The following is a 15,646-nucleotide window of genomic DNA, read 5'->3' as shown; positions in this document are numbered from 1 at the left end:
CTCCGGTTAAAGCCCGCCGACCCAGTCTTTCAATATACTGTTCAGGATGGTCTGCCTTACGTTGTCTTCAATGGCGACCATTTCTTCGTGCGAAATCGTGCGGGAATCGTTGAAGTCAAAAGGCACGGATTCGCCTTCCGGGCCGAGCGCCACAACAAGCTTGCCAGTGGCCTTGACTTCCTTGATTTCTTTGAATTTGAAAATTCTCTTGTCCAGCGGGAGGCGCGTGGAAAGCCGTACCTTGTTCTCGCCGGGGATAAGCGTGACGGAATCCTTCAGTTCGAGCGGCAGGTCCATGAGCGTGTCGAGCGATACGTGTGCGGTAAAGTCACGCAGCCAGAGTGTATCGACGTCGGAATTTTTCACGTCGAGGACGACGCCCAGGTATGCGTACCCGAGATCGATGTTGACGATGCCCTTCGCGAGGTTCTGCACGAACGCGACGACATTCGGGTTCGGCAGGATTCCTCCGACAATCGCTCCGCCGAGCTGCTCGACGATGTCGGGACGGATTTCCACCGAGTCGAGCGTAATCTGCCGGAAATCCACCTTCATGTTGCGCATGATGCTCGCCGCGTCGAGTTTGCGCGTCACGGCGCAGCCGTCCATCAGGGCGACGGCGATGAGCAAAAGGCAGGCGATTGTGGCGATTTTCTTCATTTTTCAACAATATAACAAAAAGGACATATACTTATCGTGTTGCAGGCTCGGAATGTACAGCGATTGGCGTTATTATGTTTCGTAGCACGCCCGAATTCCACCTAGTGGCAAACCGTAGTTCCACCGGTGAAAACGGCTCACCGGCGCCGAGAAACGTCCCCAAACCGAAGCAACCATGTACCGTTGGTTGACATGTTGGTGACCGGTATCCAGGTTGCGATATTTGCCGTTTTTAGCCGAAGTTCGGCAAATAAGGCACTGTACGCCGGTCTGTATTGTCTAGGAAAAACCCTCTGCAATGAGTCGTGACTGTCGGGGCAGTTATGGACATTCAATCGGAGTCCCGGAAGTTGGAAGTCAATCGTGCACCATGTGGAAACCGGATGTACATCGGAACAATATTAGTGTTTCGTAGCACGCCCGAGTTCCATCTAGTGGCAAACCGTAGTTCCACCCGTCTCAAACGCCTCACCGGCGCCGAGAAACGTGCCCAAAACGGAGCAACCATATACCATTGGTTGACATGTTGGTGACCGGTATCCAGGTTGCGATATTTGCCGATTTTAGCCGAATTTCGGCAAATAAGGCACTGTGCGCCGGTCTGTAAATGTCGCTGGATTCTATGAAACGTTCACGCTCGTTGGGACGTGTTTGACCGTTTCCGGCCAGTCCGTGGTCCAACTCGTCCGACAGTTCCTACGTGGAACTCAATTTTGCACCATGTGGAAGTCGGCAGTACGTCGTGACAATTAGTTAAATATCCTGTATTTTGACATTATGTTGTTGCCGATAATGCGGATTATGTAAACTAGATATTGAGAATTTAATCAGAGAACGGAGGCCAGCCGCTTCTTGCCACCATTCCCCAGTGAATGTTGAGGATCCAGGCTCAAGGGCGGCGTTTTATTTTGAAACCCTCATTTTTGCATACCAACCTTATCGTTTCGAGCTCTTTGGTATGTAATTACAAAAAATAAATTTGGGGCTTACATACCAAATGCTGTATTTTGGTTATCTGGTATGTAAAAATTGAGACATTTTGTCAATTTTTTGCCTTCAAAAAGATCTTTTTTCTGATTTTAGAGAAAAAAGAAGCAATTTTTTGTCTTTTAAGGCTGATTTTACATATCAAAATGTTTTTTTCCTTCATTTAGTATGTAAAGTCAAAAAAGCCTGCGTTTTCCCCAGGAATCCCCTGCTTTACCTTTGGCATGGAATTTGCTATCTTTGCATTCGAAAAGTGCATTTTGCGCAGAAAATGTAAAACAGATGTCCCGCGGGCAATATTCCGGCGGACAATTAAATAGGAATGTATTGAAATGGCAGAAGATTTGAATCAGCAGGAACCGACCGCAGAAGAAAAGGCAAAATTCGAGAATGACGTGCTCAAGGCCGCCGAAGACGCAATGAAGATGGATGGTTCGACAGGCTCACCAAGCGAGAACAAGGCCGACGCACAGGCCGAAGAAAAGGTCGCTGAGCCTTCCGACGCCCCCGCTGAAAATGCTGCAGACGCAGCCGAACAGCCTGCGGAACCCGCTGCCGATGCTTCGACGAGCTCAGCAACCGAGACTGCCGCCCTCAAGGCCGCCCTCGCCGATGCAAACGACCGCAACCTGCGCCTGATGGCCGAATTCGACAACTACCGCCGCCGCACCGCCAAGGAACAGCTTGAACTCATTGAGACCGCGAACGGCAAGCTCCTTGAAAAACTCTCCGAAGTGCAGGACAACTTCGAGCGCGCCTTCGCGAGCGAAAACAAGGCCCAGGATTTGGAAGCCTTCGAAAAAGGCATGCAGATGATTTACAACCAGTTCGCAAAGATTTTGACCGACGCGGGCCTCGAGCAAATCGACCCGACCGGCGCGGAATTCGACCCGAACATGCACGAAGCCCTGATGCAGCAGCCCAGCGAGACCGTGCCCGAAGGCCACGTGGTCACCGTGTTCCAGAAGGGCTACAAGCTCAAGAACAAGATCTTGAAGACAGCGAAAGTCATCGTCTCTTCCGGGAAATAAGCCCGCGCCGCCATCCGGAGCCGCGCGACACTCCCCCGCTATTTAGCAAACCCCGACACCTCGTAACGATGGACGGGGCTTTTTTATATTCAAAGGGGAAAACTCCACTACATTTGAAAAAAACGTATGTAAACAAAGTTTTTCGGCATATTTTGGGGTTAAATCCGTTTTATAGGTAGATAGGGACAACTCTATTTGCCTGCGCAGGGGCGTTCCTGCATTAAACGAACAATGGAAACAAAACGCACACCTTTTGAACAGCTCCCCATTACGGACCGGTTCATGTTTGCTATGGTATTTAGCCACAAGGAAATTGCCAAGCCCTTCCTCGAAGCGGTACTTGGCATCAAGATTCACGAACTTCGGGATCCCGAGCCCGAAAAGACCGTCGATGTAAGTCCGTTCTACAAGGGGATCCGCTACGACGTCTTTGTCAAGGAAACGGGGCCGAATGGAGAGACCCTCCGCAGTTTCGATAACGAAATGCAGATGGAGGACAACAAGGAAATCCCCAAGAGAACGCGCTACTATCAGGCGATGTGCGATAGCGAAGCGCTGAACAAGGGCGAGGTTTACTACAATCTGAAGGAACTCTACATCATGTTTCCCCATAGGGGATAACATCGACTAAGCAACAAGTTGCTAAGTCTTGTATACCTGTGTCCCGAGGACATTTTCGGGCAGGGGCGCGCCGTGTACAGGTTCAAGAATCTTGAAGTTGACAACCCTAAAATCGAACTGGGCGATCTCTGCTTCAAAAATTTTTATATATTCACTAAGTACCGCGACGTAGCCGAACAATCAATCAGACAATATATGGAGTATTTCGCCACAAGGCGACCCAATTCTCCTGAAACAGAAAAAGTCGATCGTTGGGTGAAGTGGTACCAGACGGACAACGAAACGAGGAAACGCTATATGACTTGGCAACAGGAAATCGATATCGCCGTGGACCTTGAACGTAAGCGTGCAAATGAAGCGGAAAAACTCCTTAGCGAAGCTAGGGAACAAGCCTGTGCAGAAAAGGCTCGCGCTGACAAGTACGAAAAAATGCTTCGCGATCTTGGCAAGTTGTAGTATAAAGGCGGCCGAAAGGCCGCCGATTCTGTACATGTCATGTCCGCCTAGCACCATCCGGAGCCGCGCGACTCCCCCGCTCGTTGTTGACCTTGAACCCCACGGCGATAATCATCTGGAGGTTGTAGTGGTTCGCCTGATAATTTTTCCCGTCGCCAGCAGTTATTAAGTATTTCTTAATAACTGAATCCTCAGTCAGCTCGCCGTCTTCGAGAATGTTCTTGATATGCTGATTTATTGCCGGAACGCTAACCCCGTACAGTTCCGCCATCATTTTTTTGCGTGAGCCATACGTTTTCGTCTTCGTAACGCATTTCGACGCTCTGTTCGGAACCGCCCACGGCAGCCACATAAGTCAAGTATTCTGCAGCGGAACTGCGGATAGACACGGGATTGATTTTTTGACTATTTTTGTTCATTTGAACACTAATATATATAAATTGAACTCCCCTGTCAATAGCCGGAGGGGACAATTTGTGTGAAAATAAACTAAATTTGGGGTGTAGGATTTAAGGAACGAAGAGTATGTCTATCGATAGAAAAGCACCATTTGGTCGTGTGGTAACCGCATTTTTGCAGTCATCCTCGCGCAGGCGAGGATCTGTGCGTCTTGTGTTTGCTCTTGCATTGACGCTTGCGCTTGCCGCCTGTGAAGACGACGAGAGCAGTTTCGTGCGGCCCGAGGAAGATTCCTCGTCGAGTGTCTGCGAGGACTGCGACGATGCAAGCAGCAGCTCTGTAAAGTCGAACTCTTCGTCCAGCGCGAAGTCCTCTTCGAGCAACAAAGAATCCAGCAGCAGTGTAAAATCCAGCAGTAGCGCGAAATCCTCTTCTTCTGTCATCCCCGCCTCGAGCGGGGATCTCCAGTCCTCTTCGAGCAATAAAGAATCCAGCAGCAGTGCAAAATCCAGCAGCAGCGCGAAGTCTTCCTCGTCTGTCATCCCCGCCTCGAGCGGGGATCTCCGGTCCTCTTCAAGCAACAAAGAATCCAGCAGTAGCGCAAAGTCTAGCAGCAGTTCTGCAAAGTCTTCGTCGAGCGCAAAGTCTAGCAGCAGTTCGGCAAAGTCTTCCTCTTCTTTGTCGAGTAGTAGCTCTTCTTATAGTCATTTGAGGCCTTTGAATGTGGAACTTTTGGATCAGTACAAGACCTTTGTCGATGAACGCAATGGCCGCAGCTACTACTACATTACGATAAGGGGCAAGAACTCTAAGGGAGAAGAAGACTCCGTGATCGTAATGGCCGAGAACCTCAATATCGGCAAAATGATTACATATGTAAAGGATCAGGCTGACGATACGACGATTGAACGTTACTGTTACGATAGGGACACCACAAATTGCGACCGCTACGGAGGTCTCTACCAGTGGGCAGAGATGATGCAGTTGCCGAGCCGTTGCAATACTGAAAGTTGTGCTGACCTTATTCAGGAAAATCATCAAGGAATCTGTCCGGATGGCTGGCGGCTCTTGACCCAGGAAGATTTTTACATTGTGCTTCACGCGGACAACAATAAATATGGGATAAAAGGGGTTCGTTCCGAAGTGTTTGGTGGACAGAATTCCACCGGCTATTCCCTGACTGGCGCCGGATATGTCTGGAATCGTCGGCTAGAGAATATAGGAACAGCGACGCATTGGTTTTATGCTGAAGAAGGGACTTCTTTAGCAAATGAAAGAGCTTTCGCTTCGACTACAACTAATTCGGGTGATATCTTCACTACTTATGAAGTTTTAAAAACGAACGGTCTTTCTGTCCGCTGTGTTAAGCTAGAAGAATAACCACAAATTTTCAAAATAACTACAACGCACCTTGAAGTGCGCTGTAGTCATTTTAACCTGGTTGGAATTTTTGTCAAATTCCACACGAAAATTTTTAACTAAAAAGGCAAAAACATGTCCAAGAACGTCAAGTCCAACAACAAGACCGCCAAGAAGTCCTCCTCTAAATCAAGGAAGTCCTCCCGCAACAACTACAAAATTGAGGCCCTCGAACCGCGCCTGATGATGGATGCTGAACCGCTGGACCCGGCGCTCGAATCGAACCTTGACATACAGCAGTTTGACTCATATGCAGAACAGATTGGCAATCTTTCGGATTCCATCGGTGAGAAGGCTGCCGAATCTCTTGGACAGTTCAATAAAATCGATTTTACCCAGTTCCATCTAGCGGACAAGGCCAATGCTGCCGTTTTAAACATTTTCCCGCAGTTTAATTCTGTACCCGCAATTCGTGAAGGCCGATGGGACTAACTAGTCACGAGGCTTTCGCAGTACCTGCTTCGGAACGTTCCCGCGATAAACAGCCTTAATCCGGAGCCACATTCGTGTTTCTTTGCGGAGAGGGGGGGATTTACAAAGCGAACACTCGAACGAAGTGAATGTGTGAGTGTGTAAATCCGTCCTCGAAGCAAACTCTTTAATGAAAAGCAGGTCTGGACCTGCTTGAAAAGATCCCCGCCTGCGCGGGGATGACATTCGGGTCTAGATCCTTCGACTCCACTGCGTTCCGCTCAGGATGACACAAGGGCAAGGCTGCAAGCAGGGGGATTCCTCCCCCACCTTTGTAAAATTGTCAATGATAAGTTAATCCCGGGGCGTTCCGCGGGGCTTTTCGCGATATATCTTTATCTCTGGTGTAAAAAATGTTTGGAGATTAAGATGAAAAATATCTTATTCGTTTCTTCCGTATTGGCCTTGGCCTGTACGGGTTTCGCTCAGAAAATTGTAATCACGACGAATTATACGGCGGACCCGGCGCCTTACGTTCATGGGGATACGGTTTACCTGTACACGACCCACGACGAGGACAATGCCGACGGGTTCATGATGTACGACTGGTTGCTGCACACTTCCACGGACATGGTCAACTGGACCAGCCACGGTGCCGTAGCAAGCCTTGGGGACATCAAGTGGAGCACAAAGACTAACGGGGCCTGGGCGGAACAGGTCATCGAGCGCGACGGCAAGTGGTTCATGTACGTCCCCATTCACGGCAACGGCATTTCCGTCTTGGTGGCGGACAACCCTTACGGCCCCTTCAAGGAACCTTTGAACAAGGCCCTGGTCTGGCAGCGCGAGCACTGGAACGATATCGACCCTACCGTCTGGATTGACGACGACGGCCAGGCTTACATGTACTGGGGCAACCCCGATTTGTACATGATCAAGTTGAATAAGGACATGACCAGTACTCAGGGCTCCATTGTCACCTACCCCAAGATCAAGGATTATCAGGAAGGCCCATGGGTCTATAAGCACGGCAGCAATTACTACATGACTTTCGCATCCACCTGCTGCGCGGAAGGTATCGGGTATGCCATGAGCGACAAGATTACGGGCCCCTGGACCTACAAGGGCGACATCATGCCGCATTCTTCGCGCAGTAACGGAAACCACCCGGGTATCATCGATTTCAAGGGGAAATCCTACGTTTTCGGCCTGAATTACGAACTTTGGCGTTACAAGTCCGAGAAAATGGGCCAGAAATACCAACACAAGGAGCGTCGTTCTGTCGGCCTTTCCGAAATGAAGTACAACGCCGACGGCACGATTCAAAAAATTGACTATTGGCCGGACAATGGCGTGGCTCAGCTGGAAGATTTCGACCCGTACAAGCGCGTGGAAGCGGAAACCATGTCGTGGGGCGAAGACGTGAGGGTCCGTAAGAGCGGTAGCGCCGGCAATACGGTCATCACCAACCTTTCCGAAGGAAAATACACCAAGATTAGCGGCGTGGAATTCGGCGACGCGGGCGCGGAAAGCTTCTCGGCGTCGGTGCTGAGCGTCAAGAAGGCATCGAGCATCACCGTGCGCTTGGACAAGGTGGATGGCGAAATCGTCGGCAAGGCGGAATTTAGCGCTGACGGCCTGGTGACGGTGTCGCTGACCGGTGCGGTCGGCAAGCACGACGTGTTCTTCGTGTTCGCGGGCGATTTCGAGGCGGACTACTGGGAATTCGAGGACAGCAAGACCTCCATTCCGCAGGGCCCGTTCTGCAAGGCGAAACTCAGCGACCCCGAGGCAAAATGTGATTTGCCGGTTGTGGGCGCGAAGGTCGAGGGCACGGCCAACTTCATCGACTTCGAGAACTACGACGTGGGCGGTGCCGGCAAGGCCTACTACGACGTGGATACCAAGAACCAGGGCGGCGAATACCGCGAAGACCGCGTGGACATCGTGAAGAACGGCGACGGATTTGCCGTGGGCTACACGCAGAAGGGCGAATGGCTGGAATACACCGTGAACGTGCAGGCCGGCGGGAAGCTCCCCTTCGAGCTCAGCTATGCAAGCGGCATGGACAACACGGGCGTGCGCCTGTTCATGGACGACGAGCCGATTACCGATACGCTCGCGCTCACGGGCACCGGGGATTTCGACTCCTACGGCACCTTCAAGGGAACGACCACCAAGGAACTCACCGAGGGCGAGCACGTGCTCAAGGTGATGGTGACAAGCGACTACGTGAACCTCGACTGGATTGCCTTTGGTGAAAGCGAAGGAAGCGCTGAAGACATCCGCAACGGGACCACGGGCATCGTGCCGAAAATCGCCGCCGGAGCCGCGGGCATGGCAAATGCTTTCGCGAGGGCCGCGGGCAGCTACAGGGTATTCGACCTGATGGGCTCCGAACTCGGGAACATCCGCCTGAACGCCGGAGCATCGCTGATGGACATCAAGGCCGGACTCAAGACCGCCGGCTTCGGGAGCGGCGTCTACGTCGTCCGCAACCCCGCTGGAAAGACCCTGAAACTGCAAGTCGGGGAATAAGTTCCCGCGGATCTTAAACCGCGCGCAGCCTCCCCCGCATTTAAAAGCCCCGACCTCTCGTAAAGAAGGCCGGGGTTTTTAGCGTCAATGTTTAATGCAGTTTTACGCAAATTGCAGAATATTGAATAAAATTGCAGTATTTTTATTAAAAATTATTGCTTTTTGCAGTCAATAAATGTATATTTGTAAGGTAACAAAGGAGCATTAAATGGCACAGGCAACGATATCCGCACGCATCGACAGCAAGGACAAAGAAAGCTTCGACAAGTTCTGCAGCAATGTGGGGCTGTCCACTTCTGCCGCCATTTACATGTTCGTGAAAAATGTCATCAACGAGCGCCGCATCCCCTTTGAAGTCCGCGAGCCCTCCCCCCGCTACAACGCAAGCGACATCGAAGCCCTCAAGAAAGGCATCGAACAGCTCAACGCCGGGAAGGGGGTTGAACACGAACTTATTGAGGTAGATGACTGATGAAGAAAATTTGGTCAGACAAAGCTTGGGACGACTACCTCTACTGGCAAACACAAGACAAAAAGACTCTAAAAAGAGTTAACCAGCTTGTTAAAGACATTGAACGCAACAATTTTGAAGGCATCGGAAAACCCGAAGCATTGAAGGGCAACCTCAGCGGATTCTGGAGCCGCAGAATCGACGACGCAAATCGGCTAATTTATCGTATCAACGGCGAGTTCATCGATATCCTTTCGTGCAAAGGACATTACGAAGACGTTTGACGATTACATCAATCTTTTGATGAATTCTTCTGCATCGGCTACGGGTGCTCCGTTTTTGAGTTCGGAGATAGCTTCAATGCAAGATTTTTTTCATGATAAAACCAATCTCTTGACAATAGGATAATCTGAAAATAGATTTGAAACATGATAAAACAAACATCGACCTTTGATAGGATTATGGCGGACCCTAAGCAGAAAGGGACTTTCGAAAAGGAATATGCCAACTTTCTTCAGTCAGAAATGCAACTCCAGAAGGCTCTTGCCGAGGGTGAACGATCTGCCGAGCAGGGCGGCTGGCTTTCTGCTGCTGACGTTCGGAAGAAATTCTAGCCCCTCCCCCCAAAAAATTAGTTGGTCACTAAGGTTGCCAATTAAGACAATTTGTTTTGTAAAATTGTCAAGTTTTGTTTTGTATTTTTGTTTAATTCTGTTTTGTATTTTTGGAAGAAAAATGCCGAATTCTTTGTAAAAGCGCCTTTTTACGGCATTTCAACAGCGGCATTGGCCTTGTCCGCCAGATGGAACTGGGTAAAATCAATCTTGTTGAACTGTCCAAGGGATTCGGCAGCCTTCTCACCGATGGAATCCGAAAGATTGCCAATCTGCTCCACGTACGAGTCGAACTGCTCTATGTCAAGGTTGGGTTCGAGGGCCGAATCGAGCGGCTCGGCGTCCATCATCAGGCGCGGTTCGAGAGACTCGATTTTATAGATATTGCGGGTGGACTTCTTGGACTTGGAAGCGGATTTCTTGGTGTTCTTGTTGTTGGACTTGACGTTCTTGGACATGTTTTTTGCCTTTTTAGTTAAAACTTTTCGTGTGGAATTTGTGAAAAATTCCGTTTAGGATAAAACAACTACAGCGCACCTCGGGGTGCGTTGTAATTATTTTCAAAATTTTTGATTATTCCTCTAACTTAGTACAGCGGACGGAGAAACCGTGATGCTTCTGCACTTTATATTCATTTAAACCAGTTGAAGAATATGAGGTTGCTGCGGAAAGAACTTTTTCATCAGGATTTGTCGGAGATTCTTCAGGATAATACCAATAGGTAGTTTGTTGAATACTTTCACATCTACGATCCCAAACAACACCGGCGCCGACGAGGGAATAACCTGTAGAATTGAACCCGTTAAATCCATACGAAGAACGGACCCCCGCAATTCCATGCGTGTTGCCATCAGCATTAATCACTATATAAAAATCTTCCTGAGTCAAAAGGCGCCAGCCATCCGGGCAAATTCCCTGGTGGTTCGGCTGGATTAAATCGGCGCAGCTCTTGGTGTTGCATTCACTCGGCAGTTGCATCATCTCGGCCCACTGGTAGAGGCCACCATAACGATCGCAATTTGTAGTATCCCTATCATAGCAGTAACGTTCAATTGTCGCGTCGTCCGCCTGATCTTTTGTAATACCAACCATCTTGCCAATATTCAAGTTTTCTGCCATCACAGTCACAGAATCCTGCTCTCCCTTCGAGTTCTTGCCCCTTATGGTGAGGTAATAATAGGTGCGGCCATTGCGCTCGTCTGTAAACTTCTTATATTCGTCTCTCATTTCACCCAAAGTTACCGTATGATCGAATGGCACATATTCACTACTGCTCAACGGCACCGACGAGGAAGACTTCGCACTGCTACTGGACTGCTGTGTAACGCTGGAAGAGGACTTCACGGAACTGCTAGACGCAACGCTCGAGGAAGACTTCGTACTGCTGCTGGATTTTGCATTGCTACTGGACACACTTGTCTCGCTCACGCTCGACTTCGGTGTGACGCTACTGGAAGAAGACTTCGCTGATTCGCTCGACTTCGCGTTGACTGAAGAAGAAGACTTGGCAGAGCTACTGGACACACTTGTCTCGTCTTCGCTCGACTGCGGTGTGACGTCTTCGATACTGCTGGACGACTCGTCGTCGCGCGGGGCAAAACTGCTCTCATCATCACAGGCGGCCAAGAGAAAGATACTTGCGATAAAGAACACCATACCGATGTGCCCAACGCATTTTAACGATGACAAAAGTCCAAACTTCTTCATATGTCCTCCAACTTCCATTTTGCGGAAATATACATTATTCGAAAAGATAGGAGGAGCCGCATCTAGTGCGGCATGACGTTTAGGCTGGATAGATTGAGGAAAACGGGGGTATTAGGGGGCGGAGCCACCTAGGCGAGGGGGTGACGGAAGATGCGAGGAGATGGCGGCTCTAGGCCGCCATGACGATGCAGCTGAAGGCAGGGGGATGCCTCCCCCTCCCCTCCTACACAGAGTGTTTTAATATGAAACACGCCTTTTTTGCCCCGATTTAGAGGCTTTCGTTGTTTCAGAACGAAACGAAATGGCCGTTTTTTGCCAGTTATTAGCATTTGGCACGGGTTTTGCTTGTGTATGGGCGTAAAAAATCGCCCCGTTCAGATTGATTCGCGGGCGGCAAGAATTTAAAAATAGGAGACTCATTATGAGCAAGATTATCGGTATTGACCTTGGTACGACCAACAGCTGCGTGTCCGTGATGGAAGGCGGCAAGCCGGTCGTCATCGCTAACGCGGAAGGTTTCCGCACCACCCCGTCCATTGTCGCTTTCGGCAAGAACGGCGAACGTCTGGTGGGTCACGTGGCAAAGCGCCAGGCCATCACCAACCCCGAAAAGACAATATATTCCATCAAGCGTTTCATGGGCCGTACGGCCGGCGAATGCTCCGCAGCCGAAAAGAACATGCCCTACAAGCTGGTGGGCACGGGTTCTGACCCGGTGCGCGTGCAGGTGGACGACAAGCAGTTCGCTCCTCCCGAGATCTCGGCCATGGTTCTCCAGACCATGAAGAAGATTGCCGAGGACTACCTGGGCCAGCCGGTGACGCAGGCCGTGATTACGGTCCCTGCCTACTTTAACGACTCCCAGCGTCAGGCTACGAAGGACGCCGGCAAGATTGCAGGCCTCGAAGTGCTGCGTATCGTGAACGAACCGACGGCTGCTGCACTTGCCTACGGTCTTGACTCCAAGAAGAGCGAAAAGGTCGCCGTGTATGACCTCGGTGGCGGTACGTTCGATATCTCTATCCTGGAAATCGACGACGGCATGTTCAGCGTGAAGGCCACCAACGGCGATACGATGCTCGGCGGTGACAACTTCGACGAAGTGATTATCGACTGGATCAACGACGAATTCAAGAAGGACAATCCGGGCATCGACCTGAAGAAGGACAAGATGGCCCTGCAGCGTTTGAAGGACGCCGCCGAAAAGGCCAAGATCGACCTTTCTGCCACGACTTCCACGAACATCAACCTCCCCTTCATCACTGCCGACGCTTCGGGCCCGAAACACTTGGACCTCACGCTCAGCCGTGCAAAGTTTGACCAGCTCACCGCTCACCTCGTGGAACGCTCCATGGAACCGTGCCGCAAGGCTATCGCCGACTCCGGCCTCTCCATGAGCGAAATCGACGAAGTGATTCTCGTCGGTGGTTCTACCCGTATTCCGGCCGTTCAGGAAGCCGTGAAGAAGTTCTTCGGCAAGGAACCGAACAAGACTGTGAACCCGGACGAAGTGGTGGCTATCGGTGCCGCCGTCCAGGGTGCCGTGCTTAGCGGCGACTCCTCCGTGAAGGACGTGTTGCTCCTCGACGTGACCCCGCTTTCTCTGGGTATCGAGACCCTCGGTGGCGTGATGACCAAGCTCATCGACCGTAACACCACGATTCCGACCAAGAAGAGCCAGGTGTTCTCTACCGCCGAAGACAACCAGCCGGCCGTGACGATTCACGTGCTGCAGGGCGAACGCGAATTTGCCCGCGACAACCGTACGCTCGGCAAGTTCGACTTGACCGACCTCCCGAAGAAGCCGCGTGGCGTGCCGCAGATCGAAGTGACCTTCGATATCGACGCGAACGGCATTGTGCACGTGTCCGCCAAGGACAAGGAAACCGGCAAGGAACAGTCCATCAAGATTACTTCTTCCAGCGGCCTTTCCGAAGACGAAATCAACAAGATGGTGAAGGATGCCGAAGCCAACGCTGCCAAGGACAAGGAACAGCGCGAACTGGTGGACATCAGGAACCAGGCCGAACAGATGGCTTACCAGGCCGAAGGTCAGCTCAAGGAATTTGGCGACAAGTTGCCGGCTGACACCAAGAGCCAGCTGCAGGCTGCCATCGACGATATCAAGGCCAAGAAGGACAACGGCACCAAGGAAGAGATCAAGGCCGCTATGGACAAGCTCCAGGGCATGATCAGCTCCATGGCCCAGGCCGCCGGTGCAAACCAGGCTCAGCCGGGTCCGCAGCCGGGCGCTTCTGAACAGCCGAAGAACGACAAGAAGGGCGACGGTCCGGAAGTCGTCGACGCGGAAGTGGTTGACTAATTAAGCGTACGGCAGGTAATCGGTGTGTCGCCGGTTATCGGCCTCATACAGAAAGGATTGGCTCTCTTTTAGGGAGCAATCCTTTTTGCGTAAAAAGAGCGAGCGCAAAAATGGCTGAAAAAAGAGATTATTACGAAGTTCTAGGCGTCGGCAAGGACGCGAGTGCTGACGAGATCAAGCACGCCTACAAGAAACTTGCCATCAAGTACCACCCGGACAAGAACCCGGGCGACAAGGAAGCCGAAGAGAAGTTCAAGGAGGCTGCCGAGGCCTACGACGTGCTCAGCAACCCCGAGAAGCGTAAGCAGTATGACCAGTTCGGCTTCAACGCCCCCGGTGGCGGTTTTGGTGGCGGCGGATTCGGCGGCCAGGGATTCAGTTTCGAGGATATCTTCGCGAACTTTGGCGATATTTTCGGTGGCGGATTCGGTGGCTTTGGCGGCGGTGGCCGCAGGAGCTCACGAAAGGCCGGGCCTCCGCGCGGAAACGATTTGCAGATCAAGGTGGCGCTCAGCTACAAGGAAATCTTCGAGGGTTGCACCAAGAAGGTTCGCCTGAAACGCTACACGCCGTGTACGGAATGTAACGGCAAGGGCGGCCAGGACATCAAGGAATGCAGCACTTGTCATGGAACGGGTCGTGTGCGCCGCTCTACAGGCGGATTCTTCCAGATGATTACCGAGAGCGCCTGCCCCACCTGTAACGGTACGGGTGAAGTTATCGCGAAACCGTGTAGCAACTGCCATGGCGAAGGCCGTGTGCAGGAAACGGAAGAGATTTCCATCAAGATTCCGGCGGGCGTTGCCGAAGGACAGTACCTGAACCTGCGTGGCGAAGGCAACTGCGGGCCCCGTGGCGGTGCCTGCGGCGACTTGCTGGCTGTGATTGCCGAAAAACCCGACGACTTCTACAGCCGCGAAGGTGACGATTTGCACTGCGAAATCAAGGTGCCGGTCCACAAGCTGGTCCTTGGCGGAACGCAGCGTATCCCGACGCTGGATGGTGGCGAAGTGCAGATCAAGATTGCTGCCGGCACCCAGGCCGGAAGCATTTTGCGCCTGCGTGAACAGGGCCTGTACCCGCTGAACAAGCGCGGCGACCGTGGAAGCCTCTACGTGAACATCGGCGTGGAAATCCCGAAGGACTTGAGCCGCGAAGAGAAGGAACTCTACCAGAAACTCGCGGAACTCAGGCACGACAAGGAATCCGCGCAGGAAGAGAGCTTCCTTGAAAAGATGAAGAATCTGTTCAAGTGACGCGCAATTTCATCGTAAAAAATTATCCCGGGCTGCGACGCCCGGGATTTTTTATATTATTTTTAAAATGACATTTTAAGTTTTATATGAAAAAAGTCCTTATTATAGCCCTACTCTTTTTGACGACATCCGCTTTTTGCAATGAACATGGGGTTTATTTATCAGGTGGTTATTCGCAGGCATTGACAGGGACCACTCCCGTTGGCGATTTAAGTTACGGATGGCATTTCCAACCATTTGAAAAATATGGGATGGAAGTGGGGATAGATATCTTTCGTTTTCAAATTGGGTTCACAGATCGCTTTCAAGCTATCTCAGACGAATCCATATTCCAATTACCGTTTTTAGTCCTTGCACTCCCTTTTGCAACTTCAGCAAGAGACTCCTCCTGTACTTCGAAGTGTGGGCTCACTGCGATTGATCTGTACCTACGAATTATAGAAGTGATTGGATTTATATTACATGGATCACTCTATTTCCCGGTAGTGCCCAACAATTATTTTGGCTTTGTAAACAAGCATCGTCTTATAACCGAAATGATTACCAAGGGAATCCACAAGGAAAGCTTTACATTCCAAGACGACATTGGCGTCCGTCTTCAAATTCACCCCGAAGGCCATTATGGATTTTTCATTGACGGCGGATTACGATTCGAGAAAAACTTCGACCGTGATTTTGGGCCTATATGACATTTGGGTACCTAAATTTCTCGTAACCCTTTGATTTATAAGGCGTTGTAGCAAATTTTTCTTTTATGGGAAAAATTTGCTTTT

General features: G+C 50.9%; 15 protein-coding genes and 1 pseudogene. 12 read left to right on the top strand and 4 right to left on the bottom strand.

The features are described 5' to 3' along the window. Positions 1–6: 6 nt before the first annotated feature. Positions 7–660: a hypothetical protein gene (locus tag BUA44_RS07685; protein ID WP_072810499.1), complete on the bottom strand. Its 654-nt coding sequence runs from the start codon at positions 658–660 to the stop codon at positions 7–9. A 1,319-nt stretch (positions 661–1,979) separates the two neighbouring features. Between BUA44_RS07685 and grpE the strand changes: the two genes are divergently transcribed. From grpE to BUA44_RS07670, 3 genes are all read left to right on the top strand, one after another. Next, positions 1,980–2,678, top strand: coding sequence for a nucleotide exchange factor GrpE (gene grpE, locus BUA44_RS07680; protein WP_072810496.1), 699 nt, complete (start codon positions 1,980–1,982; stop codon positions 2,676–2,678). 231 nt (positions 2,679–2,909) lie between these two features. Then, on the top strand, positions 2,910–3,299 hold the full coding sequence (locus tag BUA44_RS07675; protein WP_072810494.1) for a PD-(D/E)XK nuclease family transposase: 390 nt from the start codon (positions 2,910–2,912) through the stop codon (positions 3,297–3,299). Positions 3,300–3,371: 72 nt separating this feature from the next. Next, complete coding sequence (locus BUA44_RS07670) at positions 3,372–3,755, top strand: hypothetical protein (RefSeq protein WP_143151908.1); 384 nt, start codon at positions 3,372–3,374, stop codon at positions 3,753–3,755. Between the two features lie 76 nt (positions 3,756–3,831). Here BUA44_RS07670 and BUA44_RS16135 read toward each other — a convergent pair. Continuing rightward, positions 3,832–4,174: pseudogene (locus tag BUA44_RS16135) on the bottom strand (cell filamentation protein Fic); the annotation flags it as partial. A gap of 184 nt (positions 4,175–4,358) precedes the next feature. On the opposite strand from BUA44_RS16135, the gene BUA44_RS15055 reads away from it, so the two are divergent. The 6 genes from BUA44_RS15055 to BUA44_RS15670 all read left to right on the top strand — a co-directional run bounded on the left by BUA44_RS15055 (position 4,359) and on the right by BUA44_RS15670 (position 9,587). Continuing rightward, positions 4,359–5,534, top strand: coding sequence for an FISUMP domain-containing protein (locus tag BUA44_RS15055; RefSeq protein ID WP_178348770.1), 1,176 nt, complete (start codon positions 4,359–4,361; stop codon positions 5,532–5,534). A gap of 114 nt (positions 5,535–5,648) precedes the next feature. Further along, positions 5,649–6,005 carry an LEPR-XLL domain-containing protein gene (locus BUA44_RS07650; protein WP_072810485.1) on the top strand — a complete coding sequence of 119 codons (357 nt, stop codon included), beginning with the start codon at positions 5,649–5,651 and terminating at the stop codon, positions 6,003–6,005. A gap of 408 nt (positions 6,006–6,413) precedes the next feature. Then, on the top strand, positions 6,414–8,522 hold the full coding sequence (locus BUA44_RS07645; RefSeq protein ID WP_072810483.1) for a family 43 glycosylhydrolase: 2,109 nt from the start codon (positions 6,414–6,416) through the stop codon (positions 8,520–8,522). Positions 8,523–8,730: 208 nt separating this feature from the next. Further along, positions 8,731–8,994 (top strand): type II toxin-antitoxin system RelB/DinJ family antitoxin, encoded by a 264-nt coding sequence (locus BUA44_RS07640; protein ID WP_072810481.1) that lies wholly within the window; start codon positions 8,731–8,733, stop codon positions 8,992–8,994. Beyond that, entirely contained in the window at positions 8,994–9,257 is a 264-nt protein-coding gene (locus BUA44_RS07635) for a Txe/YoeB family addiction module toxin (protein WP_072810479.1), read from the top strand. The genes BUA44_RS07640 and BUA44_RS07635 overlap by 1 nt, the downstream gene beginning before the upstream one ends. Before the next feature lie 177 nt (positions 9,258–9,434). Next, positions 9,435–9,587, top strand: coding sequence for a hypothetical protein (locus BUA44_RS15670; RefSeq protein WP_178348769.1), 153 nt, complete (start codon positions 9,435–9,437; stop codon positions 9,585–9,587). A gap of 149 nt (positions 9,588–9,736) precedes the next feature. Here the strand turns inward: BUA44_RS15670 and BUA44_RS07625 are convergent, their stop codons facing one another. Both BUA44_RS07625 and BUA44_RS15050 read right to left on the bottom strand, forming a co-directional pair. Further along, positions 9,737–10,045 carry an LEPR-XLL domain-containing protein gene (locus BUA44_RS07625; protein ID WP_072810475.1) on the bottom strand — a complete coding sequence of 103 codons (309 nt, stop codon included), beginning with the start codon at positions 10,043–10,045 and terminating at the stop codon, positions 9,737–9,739. A gap of 115 nt (positions 10,046–10,160) precedes the next feature. Next, positions 10,161–11,294 (bottom strand): FISUMP domain-containing protein, encoded by a 1,134-nt coding sequence (locus tag BUA44_RS15050; protein ID WP_178348768.1) that lies wholly within the window; start codon positions 11,292–11,294, stop codon positions 10,161–10,163. 421 nt (positions 11,295–11,715) lie between these two features. On the opposite strand from BUA44_RS15050, the gene dnaK reads away from it, so the two are divergent. From dnaK to BUA44_RS07600, 3 genes are all read left to right on the top strand, one after another. Continuing rightward, on the top strand, positions 11,716–13,617 hold the full coding sequence (gene dnaK, locus BUA44_RS07610) for a molecular chaperone DnaK (RefSeq protein ID WP_072810468.1): 1,902 nt from the start codon (positions 11,716–11,718) through the stop codon (positions 13,615–13,617). Between the two features lie 110 nt (positions 13,618–13,727). Then, on the top strand, positions 13,728–14,873 hold the full coding sequence (gene dnaJ / locus BUA44_RS07605) for a molecular chaperone DnaJ (protein WP_072810466.1): 1,146 nt from the start codon (positions 13,728–13,730) through the stop codon (positions 14,871–14,873). 86 nt (positions 14,874–14,959) lie between these two features. Further along, entirely contained in the window at positions 14,960–15,562 is a 603-nt protein-coding gene (locus BUA44_RS07600; protein ID WP_072810463.1) for a hypothetical protein, read from the top strand. Positions 15,563–15,646 lie beyond the last annotated feature (84 nt).

The organism is Fibrobacter sp. UWR3 (genome assembly GCF_900143055.1).
GTDB lineage: Bacteria > Fibrobacterota > Fibrobacteria > Fibrobacterales > Fibrobacteraceae > Fibrobacter.
This window is presented reverse-complemented; position numbering and strand designations above follow the sequence as displayed.

What these genes read in the sequence shown, in the direction of transcription:
- BUA44_RS07685 (WP_072810499.1), bottom strand. Translation starts at nt 660, where the DNA reads ATGAAGAAAATCGCCACAATCGCCTGCCTTTTGCTCATCGCCGTCGCC.
- grpE (WP_072810496.1), top strand. Translation starts at nt 1,980, where the DNA reads ATGGCAGAAGATTTGAATCAGCAGGAACCGACCGCAGAAGAAAAGGCA.
- BUA44_RS07675 (WP_072810494.1), top strand. Translation starts at nt 2,910, where the DNA reads ATGGAAACAAAACGCACACCTTTTGAACAGCTCCCCATTACGGACCGG.
- BUA44_RS07650 (WP_072810485.1), top strand. Translation starts at nt 5,649, where the DNA reads ATGTCCAAGAACGTCAAGTCCAACAACAAGACCGCCAAGAAGTCCTCC.
- BUA44_RS07645 (WP_072810483.1), top strand. Translation starts at nt 6,414, where the DNA reads ATGAAAAATATCTTATTCGTTTCTTCCGTATTGGCCTTGGCCTGTACG.
- BUA44_RS07640 (WP_072810481.1), top strand. Translation starts at nt 8,731, where the DNA reads ATGGCACAGGCAACGATATCCGCACGCATCGACAGCAAGGACAAAGAA.
- BUA44_RS07635 (WP_072810479.1), top strand. Translation starts at nt 8,994, where the DNA reads ATGAAGAAAATTTGGTCAGACAAAGCTTGGGACGACTACCTCTACTGG.
- BUA44_RS15670 (WP_178348769.1), top strand. Translation starts at nt 9,435, where the DNA reads ATGGCGGACCCTAAGCAGAAAGGGACTTTCGAAAAGGAATATGCCAAC.
- BUA44_RS07625 (WP_072810475.1), bottom strand. Translation starts at nt 10,045, where the DNA reads ATGTCCAAGAACGTCAAGTCCAACAACAAGAACACCAAGAAATCCGCT.
- BUA44_RS15050 (WP_178348768.1), bottom strand. Translation starts at nt 11,294, where the DNA reads ATGAAGAAGTTTGGACTTTTGTCATCGTTAAAATGCGTTGGGCACATC.
- dnaK (WP_072810468.1), top strand. Translation starts at nt 11,716, where the DNA reads ATGAGCAAGATTATCGGTATTGACCTTGGTACGACCAACAGCTGCGTG.
- dnaJ (WP_072810466.1), top strand. Translation starts at nt 13,728, where the DNA reads ATGGCTGAAAAAAGAGATTATTACGAAGTTCTAGGCGTCGGCAAGGAC.
- BUA44_RS07600 (WP_072810463.1), top strand. Translation starts at nt 14,960, where the DNA reads ATGAAAAAAGTCCTTATTATAGCCCTACTCTTTTTGACGACATCCGCT.